Below are 23,393 nucleotides of genomic sequence, written 5' to 3'. Positions count from 1 at the left end.
TTGTCTGTTTATGTTGCCGTCAGGCCGCGCCGGGCTGCACGTTCAGACGCGCAGCCCGGTGGGAAATTCAGGGTTTCGCACCCAGCATCTGTCGCAAGATTGCCGCCGAATCTGCCGGTTGCAGTGCAAGAATACCGGAATACAGGCTGATGGAAATCTCGCAAACTTTCTCGCGATCGACGTCCGGCTTGGTCAGGTCGCTGAACATCTGCAACTGCTCGCCGTACATGTTGCCCAGCGCCTCACGCACCGGGGCCATCATGGCGATCACGCGTTCAGTGCTGACCGCTGCGGGTTGTTCAGTCTGCCCGCTGCCGGTCGCCAGAAGCAGGTCATTCATGGTATTGAGATCTTTTTGGAACAGCTCCGGCGGCAGAACCTGCGCGGTATTAATACCACCGCTGACCTGCGGATACAGGAACTTAAAGCAGCTGCCGTCCTTGCGCGCCTGCAAGGTTTGCATCTCTTCCAGATTCACCTGCATCGCCTCGTTCACGTTGGCATCCGGCGCATGGCTGATGCGCTGCGTCAGCAACACGGAGACCATCGGTTTCACCGTATTAATGGCGTCCTGCTGCGATTTACCTTCTTTGCGAAGCTTGAGAATATTGCTGCGAATCTGCGCATAGAGCGCCGGTTCCTGCGCTTTTATCGTGGTGTAAAGCGGCAGTTCAGCCAGCGCCTGATCGACCTTTTGCTCTTCACTGTTGCTGACAAGATGCGGCTTTACGACCGCGCTCCACAGCAGATTGCCACCGATAAACAGCACCAGAAACACGATCACCGCAGGCACACGGCTCAGCACGCCTTTTTTATGCAGCAGGCCGATCAGTAAGCCTGTTACGACGGCACTGACGCCCCACACCACCCCTTCAGTCCAGTTCATTCCTGTTCCTTTTTATAAACGGTTAAAGACCGATTTGTGCGACCGCATCACGGCTGGCGTCGGCGCGCTCCTGCCCGTGCAGTTCTTTCAGTTTGCCCTGACGCATTTCCAGCAAACGATCGGCGTGTTCAAAATAGTGGTCATCGTGGCTGATTGCCAGCACGGTTTTGCCCATATCGCGCAATTGTGGCAGCAGTTCGCGGTAGAACGTCCGGCGGAATTGCGGATCCTGATCTGCCGCCCATTCGTCGAGCAGCAGGAAGTCGCGCCCTTCGGCCGCCGCCAGCAGTAAGGCCACGCGTTTTCGCTGCCCGGCGGAAAGCTGAAGGTTGGTCACTTCGTTGCCGGTGAACTGAAGTTTTTCTTTCATGTTCAGGCGTTGCAGCCAGTCTTCCACCAGCAGCGGATCTGGCTGTTTGCCCTCCGGGCCGATAAGCTGGCCGAACAGGTGGAAATCGGTAAAGACCGCCGAGAAAAGCTGGCGATACTGTTCGGCGGTTTCCGCCGTGACCGGCACACCGTCCAGCAGGATTTGCCCGGAGCGCGGCTGATACAGCCCGGTCAGCAGCATCGCCAGGGTGGATTTTCCGCTGCCGTTACCGCCAATCAGGAAGACCAGCTCGCCACGGGAAATCCGGAGGTTCAGCGGCCCGATCCCAAAACCCGCCCCTTCTTCTTTTCCGGCATAGCTGAACGTCAGGTCACGCAACTCCAGCGTCTGCCAGTTTTTCGCAGCAACCGCAGGCGTGAATGCGTCATGGTGTTCGGCCAGTTTCAGCGCTTTCAGTTTGCCAAAAGCCACCTGCGCGCTGAGCAGCGTCGGCAATGCGCCCACGGCCTGCAACATCGGCGTACGCAGAAACAGCAGCGTCAGCGAATAGGTCGCAGCGACGTCCGTATTCGACCAGCCGAGCGTGTTCGCCATGAAAAACACCAGGCCAATCGCGCCCAGCATCATAATATTCGACCAGTTCACGGCGCTGAGATGGAAGGTATCGGCGCGGATAATATGATGGCGGTATTCTTCGGCGTCCTTGCGGTAGACGTCGTCAAAAAGATGGCGCGCACGTTCGCGGTTCAGAGCCAGCTCTTTGCGCCCTTCAATCACTTTTTGGTAATCCGTTTGCAGCTTGTCTTCGGCATCACGCACTTTCGCCAGATGGCGGTAAACGTGTGAGACCAGTTTGAAACCACCGAAAATGGTGATCAGCAGCCAGATAACGGTGACCAGCAGCATTTCCGGGGAAAGCCAGGCCAGATAGCCCGCACAGCCGATGGTCAGAATGATGCCCTGCACCAGTTCCGGTAAACGCACGAAGGCCAGCGTGATATTGCGGATGTCGCTGCCGAGGCTGGCGAGCAGTTGCGCATTACCGATTTGCTCGATGCGTTCGATGTCCGTATCCAGAATACGTTTGATGAATTGCCCGCGCAGGCGGTAGATAAAGTGGTGTCCGAGCACGGTGAGCGCCAGCTGAGAGCCGAGCGTAACAGCCATCAGCAGCAGTAATAATCCGAGAAACTGCGGCAAAACCATCAGGGAACCCTGCGTAGTTTCAATCAATTTAAGATTGATGAACGCGATCAGGCCGATGCCCAGTACGGCGCTGAGCAGACTCAGCGCCATTACGCCTAAAAACGGCCAGCGATATTGTTTAAATACAACGCGTAACAACTCCATGAATTGGTCTCATTCTGAATGCAGGGGAATAATGCTGCACGCAGTTTAATGACACACCTTGTCATATCAAGAACAATTCTCATTTTAGGCGCGGTTCCGGCTTCATTCCGAAATAAAAGCCGCAGACAAGAAAAAAGCTGACAGCCTGCCTGACGCTTCCTAAACTGAGCTAATGGATAAAGAACAAGAACTTCGCCGAAGTAAACGTAACGCGCTCGGGCTGCTGCTGATTGCCGCCGCCCTGTTTGTCATCACCCTTTTCCTGCCGCCTAACTTCTGGGTTTCCGGCCTGAAAGCCATTTCCGAAGCCGCGATGGTCGGCGCAATGGCGGACTGGTTCGCCGTGGTGGCCCTGTTTCGCCGCGTGCCGGTGCCGTTTGTGGCGTCACACACGGCCATTATTCCCAGGAACAAAGACAAAATTGCCGACAATCTGGCGGTGTTTGTGCAGGAAAAATTCCTTGCGCCCGCGACGCTCATCAATCTTATCCGCCAGCACGATCCGGCGCGGATGCTCACGGACTGGCTGAACGCCCCGGACAACGCACAGCGTTTCGCGAAATACGCGGTGAAGATGATCCGCGGTTTTCTCGATGTCACGGACGATCAGCGCATCGCGCAACTTATCCGCCGCGCGCTTTACCGCGTCATTGATAAAATTGACCTGTCCGCGTCGGTTGCCACACTGCTGGAAAGCCTGACCAAAGGCGGCCGCCATCAGCAACTGCTGGATCAGGCGATGGATCAGCTGGAAATCCTGCTGGCAAAAGACAGCACGCGGCAGTTTATTTCCGCGCAAATTGTCGGCTGGATGAAACGCGAACATCCGCTGACCGCCAAACTTCTGCCCACCGGCTGGCTGGGGCGAAACGGTGCCGATCTGGTGTCGAACGCGGTGAATTCAGTGCTCGATGATATGGGCAATGACAAAACCCATGCTTTCCGCAAAGGCTTCGACCGTTCGGTACAGAACTTTATCTGGAAGCTGCAAAACGACCCGGAAACCGCGCAGAAAGCCGAAGAGATTAAGCAGTATCTGAAAGATGACGAGAAGCTGAATGTTTACGTGTTGCAGTTGTGGGGCGACATGCGTAACTGGCTGAAAGAAGATCTGGAAAGCGAAGATTCGCGGGTATTTGCGAAAGTCACTGAATCCGGCCAGTGGCTGGGAAACGCGCTGGCGCAGGACGAGAAATTGCGCAGTTCGCTGAATCAGCAAATGGAAACCATCGCAGAGAAAATGGCACCGGACTTCGCGCAATTCCTGACGCGTCACATCAGCGACACGGTAAAAGGCTGGGATCCGCGGGATATGTCGCGGCAAATCGAGCTTAATATCGGGAAGGATTTACAGTTTATCCGCATCAACGGCACGCTGGTAGGTGCGTTTATCGGGCTGGCGTTGTATCTGCTGTCGCAGCTGCCGGTGGCAATCCCGTGGGTGATGGCGCGGATTTAGGGGCAAAATCAGCGCGTAAAAAAGGCCGGATAACCGGCCTTTTTGCTTTGCGTAACCTTATTTCACGGTTTTACTGAACGCGTCCACGGCCAGAATCGCATTCGCGACATCTTCGGCAGACAAGTTGCGGTTCAGGTTGCCGAGGGTATCGCCCTCGCCGCCTGCCAGCGCACCGATTTTCACCAGACTGGCGAACGATTCGTTTTCCAGATGCATCTCTTTAAGCGTGGTCGGCATTTTGATGGAACGGTAGAAACGCACATACCGCGCGATTTCTTCGTCCGGACGCTGCTCAAGCACCATCTGTGTCAGCGTGCCATACGCCACCTTTTCACCGTGCGTCAGGTGGTGAATGTCACCGGAAATCGCCGTGAAGCCGTTATGGATGGCGTGCGCACCTGCCAGACCGGCGTTTTCAAAGCCGAGGCCGGAAAGCAGCGTGTTGGCTTCCACGACGGCTTCCACGGCCGGTGTCACCAGCTTCTGCTCAACCGCCGTGTACGCGCTGTAACCGTACGTCAGCAGCGTTTTCTCACAGGCTTCGGCAATCGCCATACCGGCAATTGTCGGGTCACCGCCGACCATCGATTGCGAATGAGAACGCAGCACCGCCTGCGCTTCCACAAAGGTCGCCAGACCGTCGGCAATGCCGGAAGCAAACAGACGAACCGGTGCCTGTGCGCAAACGTGGGTATCGACCAGCACCAGATCCGGGTTTTTGTGGTAGAAACGGTAGGATTCAAAAACGCCGTTGTCAGAATAAATCACCGACAGCGCACTGCACGGCGCATCCGTAGACGCCACGGTCGGCACAATTACCACATTCTGTTTCAGTTCATCGGCAATGGCTTTGACGGTATCGAGCGTTTTACCCCCGCCCAGACCGACCACGACGTGTGTTCCGGCCTTACGGGCAATTTCCGCCAGACGGGTAATCTCGCTGGCAGAGGCTTCACCGTTAAAACGTTCGAAATGGAATTCAACCTGGGCTTTTTTAAGCGACGCTTTCACGCGATCGCCGATAATTCCCCAAACGACATCATCAGCTATCAGAAATGATTTTCCGCCTAACGCAGGCAGATAATCACCCAACTCATCCAGAACACCGCTGCCCTGAACGTATTTTCCTGGCGAAGAGAAGATAAATTTACTCATGATAAAAACCTCTTTTCGTTGATAATGATCCGTGGATAACTTCCCTGAGGGTACCCCAGCAGGTTGTAAAGCCCAACCCTTTTAATTCACATTAACAGCATGACTCGCAAAGAAATTTTATCTTTCATAAGGTTGAACCTTTCGCCACGCAAAGTAGCCATCCGATGAATTAATCACCAGAAATGACTATTCAGATAGGCAATCAAAAACCCCTTACTAAGTTAGGTTTTAACTATTGAATGCATAAACAACACCAACTTTCACTTATCAATCTTTTCCGTAGAATGCATTGCATTGGCAGCACGTCGTAAGCAGTGGTTATAAGCCAGCTCGCTGTTCGCCATCCCGTTAATATTTTTTTGATTAATAAGGAACTGACAGCATGTATAACTTCCAACGTTACAACGCCAAAGAACTGGCCCTGGCCTACATGAGCGGCAAATCACACGATTTCTCGCCACAAGAATTCTTACAACAGTTGAAAGAGATCGAGAGATCCTTCGACGCGGCGCTGAAAAATCCTCAGCAACAACCGCAAAACGGAATGCTGGTGAAGGCGTTTTGATTGCCATCTTGGCCTTCAGCAGTTGAGTACCGTGCGTTACCCTTGCTTTACCCTTTGAAGTATTTTGCAAGTTCCTGTGTCTGGTTAACCTGCAAATGACAGATAAACAGAAAAGTAAGAAAGCAAAAGCCCCGACGAATCGGGGCTTTTTGTTTTTTGATCTTTCGATCCTCAAAATCCTTCAAGTGGCAGGCAGGCGGCAAGCGAGTGAGCTGATATACGTCAGTGATTCGGGTGAACGACGGCAGCCGCCCCCCCCTGCGGCCTGAAGGACGAAGAAGATTATTTCGTCATCTGACGGTCATCGATATATTTGCGTTTATCGGGCGCTGGCGGGAAATACTGATACAGCCAGGTTTCCGACAACGCTTTCTGGCCGGAACGCAGGAACATGCGCAGTTCAACCGGCGCGACGGAATCGCTGTCCGGATACCAGTCGAACAGGATCCGGTAACCGTCGAACGGTTGCACATACAAAATTTCGATGTTTTTGATCTTACCCGCCGAGACGTTAATCACCGGCTCGATGCCTTTATCGGCAAAGGCTTTCAGCTCGCCGCCGACAAAATCAATGGCGAAACGACGCGCCCAGACTTGCGGATAATTCTCGCCCGGTGCCCAGCCTTCAGGGAAACCGCCCATACCAGTGCGGGTCGCCAGTACGTTAGCCATCGGGCTGCGGTGCGGTGGCTCGCCACTCCAGTAAAGTTTGTAGCTGAAATTGAATTCAGAACCGGCCTTCACCGGGGTTTCCGGCTGCCAGAAGCAAACGACGTTATCGAGCGTTTCGCCGGTGGTCGGGATTTCCATCAGATTGACGGCCCCTTTCCCCCAGTTTCCGGCCGGTTCCACCCACAGGCTCGGTCGTTTGTTATACCAGCCAATCACGTCCTGATAATTATTGAACTCATGGTCGAGCTGCAACAGGCCAAATCCTTTCGGATTGTTATCGCTGTAGGCGTTAAATTGCAGACGCTGCGGGTTATTCAGCGGACGGCAAATCCATTCGCCGGTGCCAGTCCACATTTGCAGGCGGTCAGAGTCGTGGATCTGCGGATGAATCGTGTCGCAGCGCCCACGTTCGTTGGTGCCACAGCTGAACATGCTGGTCATCGGAGAGATACCCAGCTGTTTGATGTCCTCACGGGCATGGAGGTGGTTTTCGATTTCCATCACGACGCGGGTCGGTTCGCAGTGGATCACGAATTTATAGGCACCGGTAATGCTCATGCCGTCCAGCAGCGCATACACAATAAAGGTGGTATCGCCGGGTTTCGGCGTATCAAACCAGAAAGCGGTGAAATCCGGGAACTCTTCCGGCTGGTCGGTGAAGGTATCCACCGCCACGCCGCGCGCGGACAGGCCGTACTGATAAGTGTCGTCTACCGCACGGAAGTAGCTGGCACCGAGGAATGACACCACGTCGCGGCGCGTCAGTTCCGGGGCTTTGTTGACTTTGAAACCGGCGAACCCGAGATTCGAGAAGCCTTCCAGCTGTTTGGTATCAACACCGGCGTCGTGATAATTGAACAACTCCGGGCGGAAATGAATTTCGCGCGCAAGATGTTTCACGGGATCGACAGAGTACATGCGCACACGGCGGCGGAACCCCATGCCGACGTGGAATAATTCGACGTCAAGCTGGCGGTCCGGCAGGCCATTCCACAGGGAATGCGCGTGATCGTACTGAATGGCGTTGTAAGCCTGCGGCGTCAGTTCAGCCAGCGTTTTAGGCAAAGGTTGCGGCGCGCCACCATAGGGCTTATCCGCGAGATCTTTCGCCATTTTCTTCAGCGCATTGAAATCAAACGGCAATTCGCCGCCGTCTGCCACATTCGTCTCTGCCGCTTCTGCGGAACGGGTGAACAGTGTGGACATAGCCGGCACACCACACCAGGCGGCGAATGCCATTGATGCTTTAATAAATGCTCTTCGTTCCATGCCAGAATCGTTTCCTGTACTGGGCAAAAAAATCTGGGGACTACGTCACAAAAACGCAGTCCCCGCGTATTCAAAATTTTCGACCCCAAGGCTAACGTAAAATTCACAAGCCGAGTACCAGAAATTGAAAGCATTCAGCTAATATTTTACTTGAAAAAGTCAACGCATATGACTGCGCTCATTCCCCGCGTGACAGGGGCTGAGAGGGTTTTTGGAAAGAAGGGATTGCGCGGTAATGGTTCCCCTGATGGCGTGACTAACGCTGAACGGACTTTAGGAGCATTCTGTTACCAGTAAGTAGCACAACACTGCGTGACAGTGTCACTCATCGATTTCCTACATTGCCTCAGAGATGTTATAAATTTGTGAAGCTTTGATGCCTCACACCGGAGTTAACGCATGTCAGATGATCCTATCCAGCAGAAAGCACGGGCACTTTTCGTTCAGCTCACCGGCGGGATTTCACTTCCCTGCCCGCTTCATATTGAGAGTGCAGGGAATTTGCCTTCCTATTATCCGGTCACACCGCTAATCACCGCGTCAGTGGCGCTAGCCGGAATGACTTTGTCGCGATTACTGGCGATAAAACATGGCGAGTATGAAACGGTTACCGTTAACCGGCGGCTGGCGTCGCTTTGGTGCAAAACGAGTATTAAACCAGAAGGTTGGGAAATCCCGCCTGCGTGGGACAGTCTGGCAGGCGACTACGCCACGGCCGATGGCTGGATCCGTCTGCATACCAATGCACCTGCGCACCGCAAAGTGGTGGAATCTCTGTTTGGAAAAGCGGTAAGTCGCGAAATTCTTGCACAGCAGGTGATGACCTGGAAAAAGGCAGAACTGGAGCAGGCGGTGGTACAGGCGGGGGGATGCGCCGCGCAGATGCTCAGACCGGATGAGTGGCAGCAGCATATGCAGGGTAAATCCCTGCACAATGAGCCGTTATTTCAACGCGCATTGACGTCGCCAGCAGCAATACCTCAATGGGCGTTATCTCGCGAAAAGCCGCTGGCTGGCATAAGAATTCTCGACCTGACACGGATTATTGCCGGGCCCGTCGCCACGCGTTTTCTGGCCGGACTGGGCGCCGATGTGCTGCGTATCGATCCTTACGGCTGGGATGAAACCAGTCAGGAAGCCGATGTCACGTTGGGGAAACACTGTGCGCGGCTGAACCTGCATAACCCTCAGGACAGACATCGTTTCGAGGAATTATTGCGTGATGCAGATGTGGTCGTGCACGGCTATCGTGCCGGTGCGCTGCATAAACTCGGCTATGGCAGCGAGCAGCGTCGTGCCATGGCGCCGGGTCTGGTGGATGTTTGCCTCAATGCCTACGGGTGGAGCGGTCCCTGGCGCGAGCGGCGCGGTTTCGACAGTCTGGTGCAGATGAGTTGCGGTATTGCCCAACAGGGAATGGCACTTTCAGGCAGCAACAAACCGGTGCCGCTGCCGGTACAGGCGCTCGATCATTCCACCGGATATCTGATGGCAGCTGCGGTGTTGCACGGTTTAGCACAGCGTGTGGAAACCGGTCAGGGCAGCGAAACCCGTCTGTCACTGGCACGTACTGCCTCAGAACTTATGGCCGGTGGTGCATCCGCGCCCCAACACGAACCGCTGATTGGATCCGCAGAACAAACAGACTTCTCAGCACAAGCGGAAATCACAGTCTGGGGAAATGCCCGGCGTTTACTTGCGCCCGTCTGGCTGGAAAACACGACAATGCACTGGCATTTACCGGCGTCGCCGCTCGGTTCAGGTGCAGCCAGCTGGCAGTCAGACCCGCAGGAAAAATGAATTTAGAAATGAAAATATGTCAGTTTGTTGCTTGTGACTGATCAGGTAAGTTAATCAACCTTTACAATCTTTTGAGCGATAACGGAATTCTATGCACCCACTGCTTCAGCACGATCTGGATACCCTGCCTGAAATCCTGCGTCAGGCCTGCGACACGGCGGTTTCTTTCCTCGAAACGCTGCCGGAGCGTTCCACCTGCCCGCCCGCCAGCGCGCAAAATGTGCAAGACGAAGACGACCGGTTACCGGAAAGTGGCATCGGCGCGCAGGCCGCGCTGACGCATTTCTGGAACCGTTACGCCAGCGGAATGTCTGCCAGTGCGGGCCCGCGTTATTTCGGTTTTGTGACCGGCGGCGGCACGCCCGCAGCACTGGCCGCTGACTGGCTGGTCAGCACGGTGGATCAGAATGCGCAACTGAATTTCGACACCATTGCTCCGGCCATTGAACTGGCAACCGTTGCACAACTGAAACAACTGTTCGGTCTTCCGGAGTCGCTGTGCGGTACGTTTGTCAGTGGCGCGACGATGGCAAACTTTGTCAGCATGGCGATTGCCCGTCAGTGGCTCGGCGAACAGCGGGGAATTGATGTCGCACAGCAGGGTTTGGCTGCGCTCGGCCCGGTGCGGGTGCTTTCTGCTTCCGCACATTCCAGCAGTGTGAAAGCCCTGAGTATGCTGGGTCTGGGTCGCGATGCGCTGGTTAGCGTCGCCACATTACCGGGCACCGAAGCTATCGATCCCGCTGCACTGGAGCAAATACTGTTAAGCGCCCCTTCGGTGCCGACGATGGTGCTCGCCAGCGCAGGGACGGTAAACACCGTGGCGTTTGATGATTTGCCTGCGCTGCTGAAATTGCGTGAAAAATACGATTTCTGGCTGCATGTGGATGCCGCATTTGGCGGCGTGGCGGCGGCATCAAAGCGTTATGCGCCGCTGCTTGCAGGCTGGGAGCAGGCTGATTCAGTTACCATTGATGCGCATAAATGGCTGAACGTTCCCTATGACAGCGCGCTTCAGTTCACGCAGCAAAAGCACCTGGCTCTTCAGGTTCAGGTGTTCCAGAATCATTCGCCCTATCTGGCGCTGCCTGCTGTCCGCCCTGACAATTATCTGCATCTGACACCCGAAAACTCCCGGCGTTTTCGTGCGCTGCCGGTCTGGATGGCGCTGAAAGCCTATGGTCGTGACGGTCTGGCAGAAGTCGTGGATCGTAATGTCGCGCTGGCCAGACTGCTCGGTGAGCAGCTGACAAACACGCCCGGATTTACCCTGCTCGCACCCGTGAATCTGAATGTGGTGTGCTTCGCGCTGGATACCACTGACAGTTCACCGCGGGCCCTTGAGCAGCGTAATCAGTTTCTGAAATTACTGGATAATGCGGGCGTGGTACGCTGTACCGCCACGTCACTTAATGGAAAGCCTGGCATGCGCGCTGCGCTGGTAAACTGGATGACCCGTGAATCGGATATTCGTCTGGCACTGGATTCCCTGAAAGCCTGCCGCGCAGAGGTTTGAGACGTTCCTGATCGTCTTATGACAAGAGTGAAAATGCCGCCTTGCGATATTGCAGCGGCGTTTTTCCGATCATTTTCTTGAACCGGGTGATGAAATACGGTGCATCTGAAAAACCGCATTGCAGCCCGATCGCTTCGACCGAACGGTCGGTTGAGCGCAGCAGTTCACAGGCACGTTTTACCCGCCGCGTGGCCAGATAATCCTGAATCGAGCCGCCCGTTTCCTGTCCGAAGACCCGCGACAGATAACTTTCCGAAAGCCCCAGTGCAGCCGAAAGATCGGCCAGCGCAAACTTCTGCACGTAATTTTCTTCGATCCACTGCATGACTTTGGAGGCCGTTGTGCGGCTGATAGTTTTCGGCTGACCGTCTTCCTCGGGCATAAACACCATCAGTTGCAGGATAAGCATGGCGATTTCTTCCCACTGATCCGCCTGCGGTTCCGGCAATTGATTAAACTTTTCCAGAATGAGTTCGATATGGCTGGCGTGGGCGCTCAGGTCAAAAATATGCGCAGCACGGTCAGCATCCCACAAACTGGCAAATCGCCGGCGACGCTGCGGGAAAGATTGCAGACAGCCGTCCAGCAACTGATGATCGAGATGAATGGTCGTACGCAGATAGGCATTTTTCTCATCGGCTTCGACAAACACTTTGTGCAATTTAAAAGGCGGGAAGACAAACATCCGGCCTGGCCGCAGCGTGTATTGCTGGTTATCGACAATCACAATGCCATAGCCCTGACTGACAAAAAGTAATTCCAGACACTGATGCCAGTGAAAATAATTGGCACTGCCGCGGTTCATCCGGTTAAACGAAACCTGACGTTCGTTAAGGGCAATACGTTCGAGATAATCTGATGCCGGCATTATGGCGGGTTCCTCTTAGTGTATTTCTGCGTCTTTTTTATCCAGGACAACAAAACACAATTTTCAGTCAGCTTTTTATAATTTAAGCCGTTTTACCGCCAATTTAATAATCACAATTTCAAAAATCACCGCATTCTGTGAAGCAGGTAACAATCAGAGATCGCCAGTTCTCTATATTTCATTCGCGACACAAAGAACTGAAATAATATTTCAAATTAATAAACCCTTATTTTCTGGTACCCATCACGTCACCGGGAGTCCCTTTATGACGCTGAAAAAAATAAATACCGGCAATCCGCTGCGTACCCGCGGCGATGTACAACACCTGCTAAACGATCTGCTGTCCGCCGTTTCGCCCTACACCGAAGAAGGCAAAAGTGGAATCGACCTCGGCAATACCACCACGCATTACGGTAAAGAGATTGCCAAAATGGAAGCACTTTCACGCATGCTGTGGGGGATTTTCCCGCTGCTGGCCGGTGGCGGTGAATGCCCGGATTTGCCGTTTTACATTAATGCGATCCGCTTCGGTACCGATCCGCAGCATCCGCAATACTGGGGAGAAATCCGCGATTGCGACCAGCGTTGCGTAGAAATGGCGGCGTTTGGCGTCGGGCTGGCCCTGATGGATAAGCGCCTGCTGACCCATTTCTCTGCGCAGGAACAGCAAAATCTGGCTGACTGGCTGAATCAGGGACGCGACGCCGTTATTCCTAATAACAACTGGAATTTTTTCCCGATCATGGTGCAGATGGGCTTCAGGCAGGCCGGAATGCCGTGGGATAAATCCGCCGTGGCTGCACGTTTTGCGCTGATGGAAACCTATTACCTCGGCGACGGATGGTATTCCGACGGACCGGGACGCCCGCGTGATTACTATATTTCGATGGCCTTTCATTATTACGGTCTGATTTACGCACAGAATATGGCCGACGTGGATGCCCCGCGCGCCGCCGTGCTCAGGGAACGCGCACGGCAATTTGCTCAGGATTTCATCACGATGTTTTCCGCCAGCGGTGCCGCCGTGCCGTTTGGCCGCAGCCTGACTTATCGGTTTGCCGAAGCCGCTTTCTGGAGCGCTGCCGCCTACAGCAAACTGGACGTGTTCACACCGGGCATCGTGAAAGGGGTGATTTTGCGCCATCTGCGGCACTGGCTGAAAGAGCCTATTTTTGACCGTGACGGCGTGCTGAGCATTGGCTATCACACGCCAAATCTGGTGATGGCCGAAGACTATAACGCGCCGGGTTCTCCCTACTGGGCCTGCAAACTGTTTCTGGTACTGGCCTTGCCGCAGGACGATGCATTCTGGCAGGCAGAAGAAGCGCCGCTGCCCGACATTCCGGCCACACACTGTATTGCGCACGCCAGCCAGATCCTGACGCGCGACGCACAGGGCCAGCATGTGGTGATGCTCACGTCCGGGCAAATCGAACTGAATAATTTCGTTAATACCGAAGCCAAATACACCAAGTTCGCCTACTCCAGCCAGTTTGGTTTCACCCTCGACCGTGGCCGCTACGGGCTGAATCACGCCGGTTGTGATTCGATGCTGATGTTCTCGGAAGACGACGGTTATTACCGCGGACGCCGCGACTGCGCAGAAACACACATCACAGAATCGATGATTTATTCCCGCTGGCTGCCGTGGCACGACGTCACGGTGTGCACCTGGCTGATCCCCTGTGGCGACTGGCATCTGCGCGTTCACCATATCGAAAACCGGCGGCCACTGTCCTCGGCGGAAGGCGGTTTCGCGGTGATTCAGGAAACGGCAACGCGCACAGAGATGACAGCGGACCAACGTGCCGTCACCGTCAGCGCACGCAACGGCGTCAGCCGGATTGTGTGTCTCGACGAGGCCACACCGCGCGACGCCGCCACCGTTATCACTCCGCCGAACAGCAGCATTATGTTTGCCGAAACAGCCTCCGTTCCGGTGCTGACCGGCGCACTTCCCGCCGGTTCACACTGGCTGATCACCGCCGTTTGTGCCTCCGCCACACAGGATATCTGCGCGCAAGGTGTACCGGAAGTGATCCGCGAGGGGCAGCAATTACGCTGGCACTATCAGGGGCACAGCGGGCAAATCACGCTGCGTTAAGAGCCACCGCGCTATACCGTCAGGGCTGCCAGTTCAGTCTTCAGGAGTCATTATGAAAGCGATAAAAACCGCCAGTAAACCGGCGTATTACAAAATGAGTGGCTTTTTATTTCTCTACTTCTTCACCTGGTCTTCCAGCTTCGGTCTATACGCCTTGTGGCTCGGTCAGAAAGCCGGGCTGGACAGCGTCACCATCGGCACGGTCTTCGCGGTCAACGGCGTGTTCGCGGTGATCATGAAACCGGTCTACGGCTACATCATGGATAAGATCGGCATGAGCAAATCCCTGCTCTATTTTGTTGTGCTGATCTCCGCCCTGATGGCGCCCTTTTTTATCTTCGTGTATCAGCCGCTGCTCGACAGCCATCTGATGACCGGGATTATCGTCGGCGCGCTGTATCTGAGCCTGGGCTGGTACGCCGGTGTGGCGGCGTCGGAATCCTACGCCGACCGCTTCAGCCGCCTGTATCACATGGAATTCGGCCAGGTACGTATGTGGGGCTCACTTGGCTGGGCGCTGGCTGCATCGTTTTCCGGCGTGTTGTTTAATTTGTCCCCGGCCTGGAATTTTGGCCTGAGCAGCGCGACATCGCTCGTGATGCTGGCGGTGCTGCTGTCACTGAAAATTGGTGATGAAGAACTCAAAGACAACGATGTGATTTCCCAGCAAAAAATCATGTTCAGCGATGTGATTTTACTGCTTAAAAACCGCAAGTTCTGGATGTTCTCGCTGTATGTCGCCGGTGTCGCGTGGATGATGTTTGTCGCCGAACAGCAGTTCTCGCGCTACTTCGTCACCTTCTTCGATACCAAAGAGCAAGGCAACGCGTGGTACGGCTATCTGAGCACCGTGCAGTCCGGTCTTGAGTTTCTGATGATGATGGTGATCCCGTTACTGGTGAACTATTTCGGTGCCAAAAAGAGCCTGCTGCTGGTCGGCGGACTTGTCGGGCTGCGCCTGCTTGCGTCCGGGCTGACCAGCGATCCGCTGCTGATTTCCATTATCAAACCCTTCTACGGACTGGAAATCGCGCTGCTGCTGGTGTCGGTGTTCAAATACATCGCAGAGCATTTCAGCAAACGCGTGAACGCCACCATGTACCTGCTCGGCTACCAGGCAATGATTTACGTCGGTTCCATCGTCGTCGCCCCGCCTGCAGGATATTTCTACGACCGCATCGGATTTGAACACACTTATCTGTTTATGGGCGGTATTGCGCTGTGCTTTACGCTGATCTCCGCCTTTACGTTATCCGCCTGCCAGAGCCTGCGTAACGGCTCACCGGCCCCCGCTGAAACACGTGAAAACAGCCCTGAACTGGCACCGTTAAAACGCTGAACACATTAAAAAGGAAGAACTGATGACACTGAACATCGCTAATGAAAAGTTACGCCCTGTAGAACTTAACCAGCTGGACCGGATTGCTTTCGTGCAAAAAATGCAGCGCGCCCGCGAGACTGTGCTGAGCAAAATCTCGCGCAATCTGGATAAATTCGGCGATAAATTCCCGGCGGAAAACTGCGAGAAAGGTCATTATCCGCTGACCGGCAATGTGGAATGGACCACCAGTTTCTGGACCGGACAGCTGTGGCTGGCGTGGGAAATGACCGGCGATGACCGTTATCGTGCAGCGGCCGAAAAACAGGTGACCTCTTTCGGCAACCGTATCGCCAACCGGATTGATACCGCGACGCACGATCTCGGTTTTCTTTACAGCCTCTCGTGCGTGAGCGCCTTTAAGCTGACCGGTAACCGTCAGGCGCGCGGTTTTGCGCTGCTGGCCGCCGAAGCGCTGATGGAGCGTTTCAACACAAGAGCCAAAATCATTCAGGCCTGGGGAGATTTGAACGATCCGGAACAGGCCGGGCGCATGATTATTGACTGCAATATGAATCTGCCGCTGCTGTACTGGGCCAGTGAACAAACCGGCGAACCACGCTTTGCCGAGGCCGCGCGGGCGCATGCGGAACAGGCGGCGAAGTATATCGTTCGTCCGGATGCCTCGACGTATCACACGTTTTATATGGACACGGTGAACGGCGAGCCGCGTTTCGGCAATACACATCAGGGTTATTCCGACGATTCCTGCTGGTCGCGCGGTCAGGCGTGGGGGATTTACGGATTCCTGCTCAGCTACCGTTACACCGGCGATGCGGAGCAGGTCGAGCTGTCACGCCGTCTCGCGCATTACTTTCTCAATCGCTTACCGGAAGATGATGTGTGTCACTGGGATCTGGCGTTGCTCGGCACCGATGCGGTGCGTGACAGTTCGGCGGCGGCGATTGCGGTTTGCGGATTGCTGGAACTGGCCATCGCCCTGCCCGCCACCGACGATAAGCGCGCTCATTATGAAGAGATGGCGCTGCGCATCATGGATTCGCTGACCGGGCGTTATCTGGCGGGGGATCAGGAAGATTGTGACGGATTGCTTAAGCATTCTGTCTATCATATGGGCAGCAGAAAAGGCGTGGATGAATGTTGCAGCTGGGGAGATTACTTTTACGTTGAGGCGCTGACACGCCTGACGCAGTGCTGGCAATCCTACTGGTGAGTTTTCAGACGCAGTGTTTACACGCTGCGTCTGGTTTTGTTGCCATTTTTCATTCGTGAATTATTTTAAAGGATAATGTGCCTCATCATTTTACTGCGAACAGTTCCCTCGTGTTACGGTAACACCCCTGTAAACAAACACTTCTTGTATGTCATTACATCCATTAGGAATAGTCTTAATTTGCGTTAAAATTTTGTTCAGTATCAAAATCAAACGTGACATAAATCAAATTAATCTAAGCGCATCTCCCCGTTAGTCCTCAAAAAATAAGACTTCCACACTGACGTTTTTCATGCAAAAAGTAGATTCAGCACGCTGTATGAAAAATTTGTGCTGACCCTATCGCGTCCAATCATTATGCAGAACAAGGACGTCCTATGAGGACTTACTATGCAAACGATAATCTTGGATCCATGCCGGTATACCCGACTCGGCCTGCAACAATTTCTCACCAGCGAACGGGAGATCACTGACGTTGATCGCTTCGATCAGCTTCAGGCGGGATGTGCAAAACTCAATCCCTCCGTGGTATTCATTAATGAGGATTGCATGTCTTCGCATCCGGACAGCAAAGAACGGCTGGGTGCACTGATCGCCGAATACCCTGATACGTTGTTTTTTATCTTTATGTCACGCACGCGTATTCATTTTGAAGAATATATTTTCGTTCGTAAGAACGTCATTATCACCTCGAAATCCATTAAGGCGGAAACGCTCAAACAGCTGTTAAATCACCCGTCACTGCCTCAGGCGCAAAACCCGGCCAGCTGTGCCGTGCTGGATATCCGGCCGGTCATGCTCAGCCGCTCTGAATCCGCAATGTTGAAAATGTGGATGTCAGGCGACGGGACCATTGAAATATCCGATAAACTACAAATCAAAACCAAAACGGTGTCTTCATACAAAGGAAATATTAAAAGGAAGATTAAATCACCGAACAAACACATTATTTATCACGTCGTCCGTTTGTGCGACCAGCTCAATAACGGCATCTACGCGATTTGATATTCCCACCTCTGGTTTTCGCTACAGGCTGAGCGCGCGCTTCGCCTGTAGCGCCCCACATAAACCCTAAAATGCGATCCAGCTCTCATATATAAATTGAATCCCTGCGGCGAAATGCCGATGTCCTTTATATGGCGTTTTCTTTTCGTCACGGCCGGACTTGCCCCGCTGGCAATGCCTTTATCGCTGTTTATCACCGCCGGGAACAGGCGGTATGCAGGATCAATTGAGCGGAACAAAATAAAATGGATACTCCTACATTCTCTACAACGCGCACCTCTTTTATCAGTAATATCCGACTTATCACCCTGATTAGTCTGATTCTCACCGGGATCCTCTTTCTGTTCGCCCTGTCCATCGGGTCATCCAGTTTCTTTTTAAAACAAAGTAATGCAGCGCTGGCGAATGCCACGCAGGAATTGCAGATCCGTCTGGCGCTGTCGAACAGTTCTAATCATTTGCGCACCGCAAGACTGTTGCTGATTCAGGCGGCAGCCGCGGCGCGGATCGGCGATCAGGACGTCTTCAAACAAAACCTGACGGATGCGGCCAGCCGGATTAAACAATCGCAGTCGAGTTTTGACAGTTATATCAACCGCCCGAATAAAACAGACAAAGATCTGGCGCTGGATGAACCACTGAAAAAAGCCTACACCGCCTATCTGACCAAAGGCATGGCACCGATGCTGGAATCCGCGCAGCAGGCGCATTTCGAAGAAGTGATTTCACAGGAAGCGGAAACCGTACGCGGGCTGGATCTGGCCAACAACGTTCCGCTGCTGGCGGCGATTGCGTACCGCACCGAAACGGCTAATGCGATTAATGACAAGGCGCAGCGCAATGCGGTACTCGGCTATATGCTGATGAGCGGAGGGTTTGTGATTGCGCTGGTGCTGACGTTCATCACTTATCTGGTGATGCGCAAAGTCATTATCAATCCGCTGAACCGTCTGGTGACGCGTATTCAGAAAATCTCTGAAGGCGATCTGACCCAACCGGCAGAAAGCTATGGCCGCAATGAAATTGGCGTGCTGAGCAGTAATGTCGAGCAGATGCAAAGCTCACTGTCTTCAACGGTCAGAACCGTGCGCGAAGGCGCGGTGTCGATTTATCAGGGTTCTACGGAAATTGCGTCGGGCAATACCGATCTTTCTTCCCGTACCGAACAGCAGGCCGCCGCGCTGGAAGAAACCGCTGCCAGCATGGAACAACTGACCGCAACGGTAAAACAGAACTCCGAGAACGCCCATCACGCCAGCAAACTGGCCGCGGATGCCTCGAACAAAGCGCAGAAAGGCGGCGATATTGTGGCAGACGTGGTGACGACTATGGATAAAATTTCGCGCAGCTCCTCTAAAATCGCTGAAATTACCAACGTCATCAACAGCATTGCGTTCCAGACCAACATTCTGGCGCTTAACGCCGCCGTCGAAGCCGCCCGTGCGGGCGAACAGGGCCGCGGGTTTGCCGTCGTCGCCAGCGAAGTGCGCAATCTCGCGCAGCGCAGCGCACAGGCCGCCAAAGAAATCGAAGTGCTGATTGAAGAATCGGTAGATTACGTCGGTGAAGGCTGCATTCTGGTGGGCGACGCCGGGGATACGATGTCAGAAATCGTGACAGCCGTTAGCCATGTGACAGATATTATGGGCGAAATTGCATCGGCGTCTGATGAACAAAGCCGCGGGATCAGCCAGGTAAGCCAGGCAGTTTCAGAAATGGACGGCGTGACCCAGCAGAACGCCTCGCTGGTGCAGGAAGCCTCGGCTGCCGCGGCCTCACTGGAAGAACAGGCCGCACGTCTGACGCAGGCTGTTGCGGTGTTCCGCCTCGACGCGCATGCACAAAATTCTTCTGCAAAGCGCCAGCCACCCACGCGCGCACTCACATCCCCTTCTGCCCGCGCGTCTAAAAATGTGAACGAAGAGCCAAACTGGGAAACGTTCTGATGTGTTATCACGCCGGTTAACCCGGTTTGAAGACAAAAAATACCGGTACATTGACTACCGGTATTTTTTTATTCAGGATTTGTGCGGGTATGCGGTTTACTCAGAACCTTCACGCGGTTCAACGAACGTGCCGTCTTTGGTATCGCCTTCATTGAAGAACCATATCCCTGCCGGATAATCTTCCAGCGACACCAGATACATGACGCCTTCGTAAAATTCCTCTACGGCTAACACTTTACCTTCACGACGCGGGCCGCCGTCGGTTTTCACTGTCACAAGATCATTAACTTTCATCAGGTTATCCCATGGTTTTCAATTATCTTTATTGTAGTACAGACCGCCCCACAAAGGCACCGCGCAAGCTGAAAGTCGGGCTGAAAATCAGAAAATGACCCTGCGTTACTAATTTGCATTTTCTTAACATTTTGATGCCAGAATCCTGACTTTCACTTCTTTTATACTGCCTGCGTGCTCACCCCCGAGGGAGTACATAATGAATGTCATAAGAAATATTTTTGCCCGCCTCTATGCGGGCATTTTTTTGCCTGCCATTCAGGGAATTTTATCGAGATGGGGATGATGCGGGGAGTTATGGCGGGCTTCAGAACGGATATTCACAAACTATAGTTATTCACAAACAACCTTTCACAAACAACAGACGTAAAAAAACCCGCGCATGCGGGTTTTTGTCATCTTTGCAATTATCGCTGAAACAGCGAGAAAGCAAGATTAGATAGCGGTAACGTTAGCCGCAGACGGACCTTTAGCACCGTTCTCGATAGTGAACTGTACGTTCTGGCCTTCAGCCAGGGTCTTGAAACCTTGATCCTGGATAGCGGAGAAGTGTACGAACACATCTTTGCTGCCGTCAGCAGGAGTGATGAAGCCAAAGCCTTTAGACTCGTTAAACCACTTAACCTGACCTTTCATCATTGACATAGGAATTACCTTTTAAAAATAAATTTCGCCACCATGGGCATGTTATAGCCGGATTTCAGTCGTTACTTATGGAGGCACTAAGAAGGAAATTCGTCAGAGCAGGGTTATCATGGATAACGCTTTAAATTGGAACAACTTTACTCAGGATGTCGTGCATAAATAGGTCTGTACCACAGGCCGGTATGTATTTACTCATGACTGCCCTTTAATAGCAACTCTTTTTAATGCAATGCGCGAGTAAAGTCCGAAATTAGCCAGTTTATGTACCATGTAGTACAATTTGCGTACAATTAACGGGCTATTTTTCAATAGGTTGAGAAGTTTCCGAGGACAGAACCGCGCCACAGTGCGCACAAAATTTAGCGTCAATTTCATGGCCGGAATGCAGACAAGTCTGACAAGAACGGGCGGCACGCCCTTTATCCAACTCTTGTGACATATAAGCCGTTAAAATCCCGGTCGGCACGGCAATAATGGAATAGCCCAGCAGGATGAGTACAGACGCCAGCATTCTGCCGATCGCCGTATGCGGCGTAATATCGCCATATCCCACCGTGGTCAGCGTCACTACCGCCCAGTAAACGGACGCGCCGAGCGAGGTAAATCCGTCCTTCCCGCCTTCTGCGGCAAACATCAGCCCGCCAAATAAACACAAGATGATCGCCACAAAGCCAAAAAAGATGCCCAGTTTGCGTTTCGCCCGCATCAGGCTGCGCCACAAAATCCCGGCGTCGCTCATATATCGCAGCAGTTTCAGCACCCGCAGAACGCGTAGAATCCTCAGCAACCGTATCAGCACAATCAGATCCGTGGCAGTGCCAAAGGACGGGATCAGCCAGATGATGTACATCGGCAAGATGGTCAGCAGATCGATAATGCCGAAAAAGCTCAGCGGATAACGCGTTTTGCGCGGGGATGAAAACACCCGCAGTAGGTATTCCACGGTAAACAGCGCAGTAAAGGCCGCTTCGGCCAGACCGAACCGCCAGAGAATATCCGGCGTATCGGGGAATAAATCGGTGGCGCTGGATTCGAAGAAAAGAATAAACACGCTGAGCAGCGACGCCACAATCCAGAACGTCTCCATCCGGCGGCCACTGCGTGTGCGGTGCTCAAATAAAAGCGCGTAACATCTGCGCCGTGGGGAAGCCAGAAAACGAAAGTCCTGTGACATAGTCAACACCCGCAATAAAGATATCCTGAAGAATAAACGCTTTTTGCCGCGCCGCCTATCGCAGCTGACGCCAAAAAAAACGCCGGTCACACAATGTCTTGTAAGACGTGGTGTGACCGGCGTTTGTTGAAACGTGATGTGCTGGTGGAATATTAATCCATCAGCTCAGAGACAGCATTGCGGACGTAAGCCGTAATCTGCGCGACGTCTTCGGCGTCAGCGCTGCCGCCGCCAATGGACCGCACCGTGCTCTCCAGATGGCCGATATCCTGCTCAACTTTCTTCGCAATCTGCACTTTAACAATGGTGTCGACTGAAGAGATAAAAGCCCGCATCACGGCTTTCAGGGCGAAAATTTCACCGAAAGAGTCGTACGCAGGTTTGTCAGCAGCTGTTGGTTGAGCTGCCCGTGGTGGCAAGTTTTTCAGCCTGTCCACATGTTCAATCATCAGATCCATGTCTCTGATGAGTTCATCAAAACTCTTAGCCACTGGTTTTCCTTCGCCCGGCGAAAGGCAGCAGGATACCACCGCGCTTACAAGCCGAGAAGCCACAGAAATGCGTAAAGAGTAAATTTCGTCACAATGCGCCCGCCCTGCCGTTCACAATGAACACCGGGAAAGGCGCATCAGGTCGCTATTTAATCAGATGGCTGATTATCCGGCGTTTTTCAGTGAGGCCATGTCAACAACAAAGCGGTATTTCACGTCGCTTTTCAGCATGCGTTCGTAAGCGCCATTGATGTCCTGCATGTCGATCATTTCAACATCACAAGAAATGTCGTGTTCAGCACAGAAATCCAGCATTTCCTGAGTTTCTGCAATGCCGCCGATCAGAGATCCGGCAACCGTTTTGCGGCCCATGACCAGTTTACCGCTGTGCAGCGCTGGTTCGATTGGCTCAATCAGGCCAACCAGAATATGCGTACCGTCACGTTTCAGCGTATCCAGATACGGGTTCAGGTCATGTGGATTCGGCACGGTATCAAGAATGAAGTCAAAGTGGCTTTTCACCGCAGCCATTTGTTCTTCATCGGTAGACAGCACAACGTGGTCTGCGCCCAGACGGTACGCTTCCTGCTCTTTACCTTTAGAACGCGTGAACAGGGTGACATCTGCGCCCAGCGCTTTGGCAAATTTCAGCCCCATGTGGCCCAGACCGCCCAGACCAACGACCGCGACTTTGTGGCCTTTACCGACTTTCCAGTGCATCAGCGGAGAGTACGTGGTGATACCGGCGCACAGCAGCGGTGCGGCAGATTTGATGTCCAGTTTTTCAGAAACACGCAGAACGAATTTTTCTGAAACAACGATTTGTTCGGAATAACCGCCGTAGGTCATCATGTTGTCATGACGATCATGGCTGTTATAGGTCATGGTCGCGCCTTCTTCACAGTACTGTTCCAGGCTTTCCGCGCAGGATTCACAGTGCTGACAAGAATCGACCATACAGCCTACACCGACGGTATCACCCACTTTGAAGCCGGTAACTTTCGCACCAACCTGCTTCACGCGGCCGATAATTTCGTGCCCCGGAACCATCGGATAAATGCTTTGATGCCATTCATTACGGGCCTGATGGATATCTGAGTGGCAAACGCCGCAATACAGAATGTCGACAACAACGTCGGTATCACGCGGGTCACGGCGAACAAAATTATGAGGCGCAAGAGGCGCATCCGCTGAAAGTGCAGCGAAACCACGAACGTTAAGAGTCATTTTTTTCTCCTGATAGGCTAACGGAATACAGCATGCCAGCAGAAACTGGCATCGCGAAAGTATGCCCCTTTACGATGACAGACG

Annotated in this window: 19 protein-coding genes; 9 read left to right on the top strand and 10 right to left on the bottom strand. The window is 53.3% G+C overall.

From position 1 onward, the window contains the following. Positions 1-67 precede the first annotated feature (67 nt). Together GW579_RS02340 and GW579_RS02335 are read right to left on the bottom strand one after the other, a co-directional pair. Positions 68-886: a hypothetical protein gene (locus GW579_RS02340; RefSeq protein WP_165057282.1), complete on the bottom strand. Its 819-nt coding sequence runs from the start codon at positions 884-886 to the stop codon at positions 68-70. 22 nt (positions 887-908) lie between these two features. Then, positions 909-2,567 carry a multidrug ABC transporter permease/ATP-binding protein gene (locus GW579_RS02335; protein ID WP_165057280.1) on the bottom strand — a complete coding sequence of 553 codons (1,659 nt, stop codon included), beginning with the start codon at positions 2,565-2,567 and terminating at the stop codon, positions 909-911. A 172-nt stretch (positions 2,568-2,739) separates the two neighbouring features. Here GW579_RS02335 and GW579_RS02330 point away from each other — a divergent pair, with 172 nt between their 5' ends. Further along, a complete protein-coding gene (locus tag GW579_RS02330) occupies positions 2,740-4,026 on the top strand; it encodes a DUF445 domain-containing protein (RefSeq protein ID WP_152326044.1) in 1,287 nt (428 codons plus the stop codon). A 57-nt stretch (positions 4,027-4,083) separates the two neighbouring features. On the opposite strand, the gene GW579_RS02325 is transcribed toward GW579_RS02330, so the two are convergent. Next, positions 4,084-5,181 carry a glycerol dehydrogenase gene (locus GW579_RS02325; RefSeq protein WP_165057278.1) on the bottom strand — a complete coding sequence of 366 codons (1,098 nt, stop codon included), beginning with the start codon at positions 5,179-5,181 and terminating at the stop codon, positions 4,084-4,086. Between the two features lie 382 nt (positions 5,182-5,563). Between GW579_RS02325 and GW579_RS02320 the strand changes: the two genes are divergently transcribed. Continuing rightward, on the top strand, positions 5,564-5,746 hold the full coding sequence (locus GW579_RS02320; protein ID WP_152326042.1) for a hypothetical protein: 183 nt from the start codon (positions 5,564-5,566) through the stop codon (positions 5,744-5,746). Between the two features lie 282 nt (positions 5,747-6,028). On the opposite strand, the gene GW579_RS02315 is transcribed toward GW579_RS02320, so the two are convergent. After that, positions 6,029-7,687 (bottom strand): glucan biosynthesis protein D, encoded by a 1,659-nt coding sequence (locus GW579_RS02315; RefSeq protein ID WP_165057276.1) that lies wholly within the window; start codon positions 7,685-7,687, stop codon positions 6,029-6,031. A gap of 399 nt (positions 7,688-8,086) precedes the next feature. On the opposite strand from GW579_RS02315, the gene GW579_RS02310 reads away from it, so the two are divergent. Then, positions 8,087-9,487 carry a CoA transferase gene (locus tag GW579_RS02310; protein ID WP_165057274.1) on the top strand — a complete coding sequence of 467 codons (1,401 nt, stop codon included), beginning with the start codon at positions 8,087-8,089 and terminating at the stop codon, positions 9,485-9,487. A 91-nt stretch (positions 9,488-9,578) separates the two neighbouring features. Next, positions 9,579-11,003: a pyridoxal phosphate-dependent decarboxylase family protein gene (locus tag GW579_RS02305; RefSeq protein ID WP_165057273.1), complete on the top strand. Its 1,425-nt coding sequence runs from the start codon at positions 9,579-9,581 to the stop codon at positions 11,001-11,003. A gap of 16 nt (positions 11,004-11,019) precedes the next feature. Here GW579_RS02305 and GW579_RS02300 read toward each other — a convergent pair whose 3' ends face one another. Continuing rightward, the gene (locus tag GW579_RS02300) at positions 11,020-11,871 is read right to left on the bottom strand and encodes an AraC family transcriptional regulator (RefSeq protein ID WP_165057271.1); all 852 of its coding nucleotides are present in this window, start codon (positions 11,869-11,871) and stop codon (positions 11,020-11,022) included. Between the two features lie 265 nt (positions 11,872-12,136). On the opposite strand from GW579_RS02300, the gene GW579_RS02295 reads away from it, so the two are divergent. The 5 genes from GW579_RS02295 to GW579_RS02275 all read left to right on the top strand — a co-directional run bounded on the left by GW579_RS02295 (position 12,137) and on the right by GW579_RS02275 (position 19,478). Further along, on the top strand, positions 12,137-13,975 hold the full coding sequence (locus GW579_RS02295) for a DUF2264 domain-containing protein (RefSeq protein ID WP_165057269.1): 1,839 nt from the start codon (positions 12,137-12,139) through the stop codon (positions 13,973-13,975). 52 nt (positions 13,976-14,027) lie between these two features. Further along, positions 14,028-15,314, top strand: a complete 1,287-nt coding sequence (locus GW579_RS02290) for an oligosaccharide MFS transporter (protein ID WP_152326037.1) — start codon at positions 14,028-14,030, stop codon at positions 15,312-15,314. 22 nt (positions 15,315-15,336) lie between these two features. After that, the gene (locus tag GW579_RS02285) at positions 15,337-16,527 is read left to right on the top strand and encodes a glycoside hydrolase family 88 protein (protein WP_165057267.1); all 1,191 of its coding nucleotides are present in this window, start codon (positions 15,337-15,339) and stop codon (positions 16,525-16,527) included. Between the two features lie 390 nt (positions 16,528-16,917). After that, positions 16,918-17,532 (top strand): transcriptional regulator RcsA, encoded by a 615-nt coding sequence (gene rcsA / locus GW579_RS02280; RefSeq protein WP_152326035.1) that lies wholly within the window; start codon positions 16,918-16,920, stop codon positions 17,530-17,532. A gap of 245 nt (positions 17,533-17,777) precedes the next feature. Further along, the gene (locus tag GW579_RS02275; RefSeq protein ID WP_152326034.1) at positions 17,778-19,478 is read left to right on the top strand and encodes a methyl-accepting chemotaxis protein; all 1,701 of its coding nucleotides are present in this window, start codon (positions 17,778-17,780) and stop codon (positions 19,476-19,478) included. Between the two features lie 96 nt (positions 19,479-19,574). On the opposite strand, the gene dsrB is transcribed toward GW579_RS02275, so the two are convergent. From dsrB to GW579_RS02250, 5 genes are all read right to left on the bottom strand, one after another. After that, on the bottom strand, positions 19,575-19,772 hold the full coding sequence (dsrB, locus tag GW579_RS02270; RefSeq protein ID WP_015697634.1) for a protein DsrB: 198 nt from the start codon (positions 19,770-19,772) through the stop codon (positions 19,575-19,577). Between the two features lie 435 nt (positions 19,773-20,207). After that, positions 20,208-20,417 (bottom strand): transcription antiterminator/RNA stability regulator CspE, encoded by a 210-nt coding sequence (gene cspE / locus GW579_RS02265; RefSeq protein ID WP_013575246.1) that lies wholly within the window; start codon positions 20,415-20,417, stop codon positions 20,208-20,210. Between the two features lie 298 nt (positions 20,418-20,715). After that, the gene (locus tag GW579_RS02260) at positions 20,716-21,504 is read right to left on the bottom strand and encodes an ion transporter (protein ID WP_420821532.1); all 789 of its coding nucleotides are present in this window, start codon (positions 21,502-21,504) and stop codon (positions 20,716-20,718) included. Between the two features lie 239 nt (positions 21,505-21,743). Then, a complete protein-coding gene (locus GW579_RS02255; protein WP_152326032.1) occupies positions 21,744-22,082 on the bottom strand; it encodes a hypothetical protein in 339 nt (112 codons plus the stop codon). A gap of 165 nt (positions 22,083-22,247) precedes the next feature. Then, positions 22,248-23,309 carry an NAD(P)-dependent alcohol dehydrogenase gene (locus GW579_RS02250; RefSeq protein WP_152326031.1) on the bottom strand — a complete coding sequence of 354 codons (1,062 nt, stop codon included), beginning with the start codon at positions 23,307-23,309 and terminating at the stop codon, positions 22,248-22,250. Positions 23,310-23,393 lie beyond the last annotated feature (84 nt).

It is taken from the genome of Rahnella contaminans, from assembly GCF_011065485.1.
GTDB lineage: Bacteria > Pseudomonadota > Gammaproteobacteria > Enterobacterales > Enterobacteriaceae > Rahnella > Rahnella contaminans.
This window is presented reverse-complemented; position numbering and strand designations above follow the sequence as displayed.

Bases quoted from the DNA above. Each gene is read 5' to 3' on its own strand.
- GW579_RS02340 (WP_165057282.1), bottom strand. From the start codon at position 886: ATGAACTGGACTGAAGGGGTGGTGTGGGGCGTCAGTGCCGTCGTAACA.
- GW579_RS02335 (WP_165057280.1), bottom strand. From the start codon at position 2,567: ATGGAGTTGTTACGCGTTGTATTTAAACAATATCGCTGGCCGTTTTTA.
- GW579_RS02330 (WP_152326044.1), top strand. From the start codon at position 2,740: ATGGATAAAGAACAAGAACTTCGCCGAAGTAAACGTAACGCGCTCGGG.
- GW579_RS02325 (WP_165057278.1), bottom strand. From the start codon at position 5,181: ATGAGTAAATTTATCTTCTCTTCGCCAGGAAAATACGTTCAGGGCAGC.
- GW579_RS02320 (WP_152326042.1), top strand. From the start codon at position 5,564: ATGTATAACTTCCAACGTTACAACGCCAAAGAACTGGCCCTGGCCTAC.
- GW579_RS02315 (WP_165057276.1), bottom strand. From the start codon at position 7,687: ATGGAACGAAGAGCATTTATTAAAGCATCAATGGCATTCGCCGCCTGG.
- GW579_RS02310 (WP_165057274.1), top strand. From the start codon at position 8,087: ATGTCAGATGATCCTATCCAGCAGAAAGCACGGGCACTTTTCGTTCAG.
- GW579_RS02305 (WP_165057273.1), top strand. From the start codon at position 9,579: ATGCACCCACTGCTTCAGCACGATCTGGATACCCTGCCTGAAATCCTG.
- GW579_RS02300 (WP_165057271.1), bottom strand. From the start codon at position 11,871: ATGCCGGCATCAGATTATCTCGAACGTATTGCCCTTAACGAACGTCAG.
- GW579_RS02295 (WP_165057269.1), top strand. From the start codon at position 12,137: ATGACGCTGAAAAAAATAAATACCGGCAATCCGCTGCGTACCCGCGGC.
- GW579_RS02290 (WP_152326037.1), top strand. From the start codon at position 14,028: ATGAAAGCGATAAAAACCGCCAGTAAACCGGCGTATTACAAAATGAGT.
- GW579_RS02285 (WP_165057267.1), top strand. From the start codon at position 15,337: ATGACACTGAACATCGCTAATGAAAAGTTACGCCCTGTAGAACTTAAC.
- rcsA (WP_152326035.1), top strand. From the start codon at position 16,918: ATGCAAACGATAATCTTGGATCCATGCCGGTATACCCGACTCGGCCTG.
- GW579_RS02275 (WP_152326034.1), top strand. From the start codon at position 17,778: ATGGATACTCCTACATTCTCTACAACGCGCACCTCTTTTATCAGTAAT.
- dsrB (WP_015697634.1), bottom strand. From the start codon at position 19,772: ATGAAAGTTAATGATCTTGTGACAGTGAAAACCGACGGCGGCCCGCGT.
- cspE (WP_013575246.1), bottom strand. From the start codon at position 20,417: ATGTCAATGATGAAAGGTCAGGTTAAGTGGTTTAACGAGTCTAAAGGC.
- GW579_RS02260 (WP_420821532.1), bottom strand. From the start codon at position 21,504: ATGGAGACGTTCTGGATTGTGGCGTCGCTGCTCAGCGTGTTTATTCTT.
- GW579_RS02250 (WP_152326031.1), bottom strand. From the start codon at position 23,309: ATGACTCTTAACGTTCGTGGTTTCGCTGCACTTTCAGCGGATGCGCCT.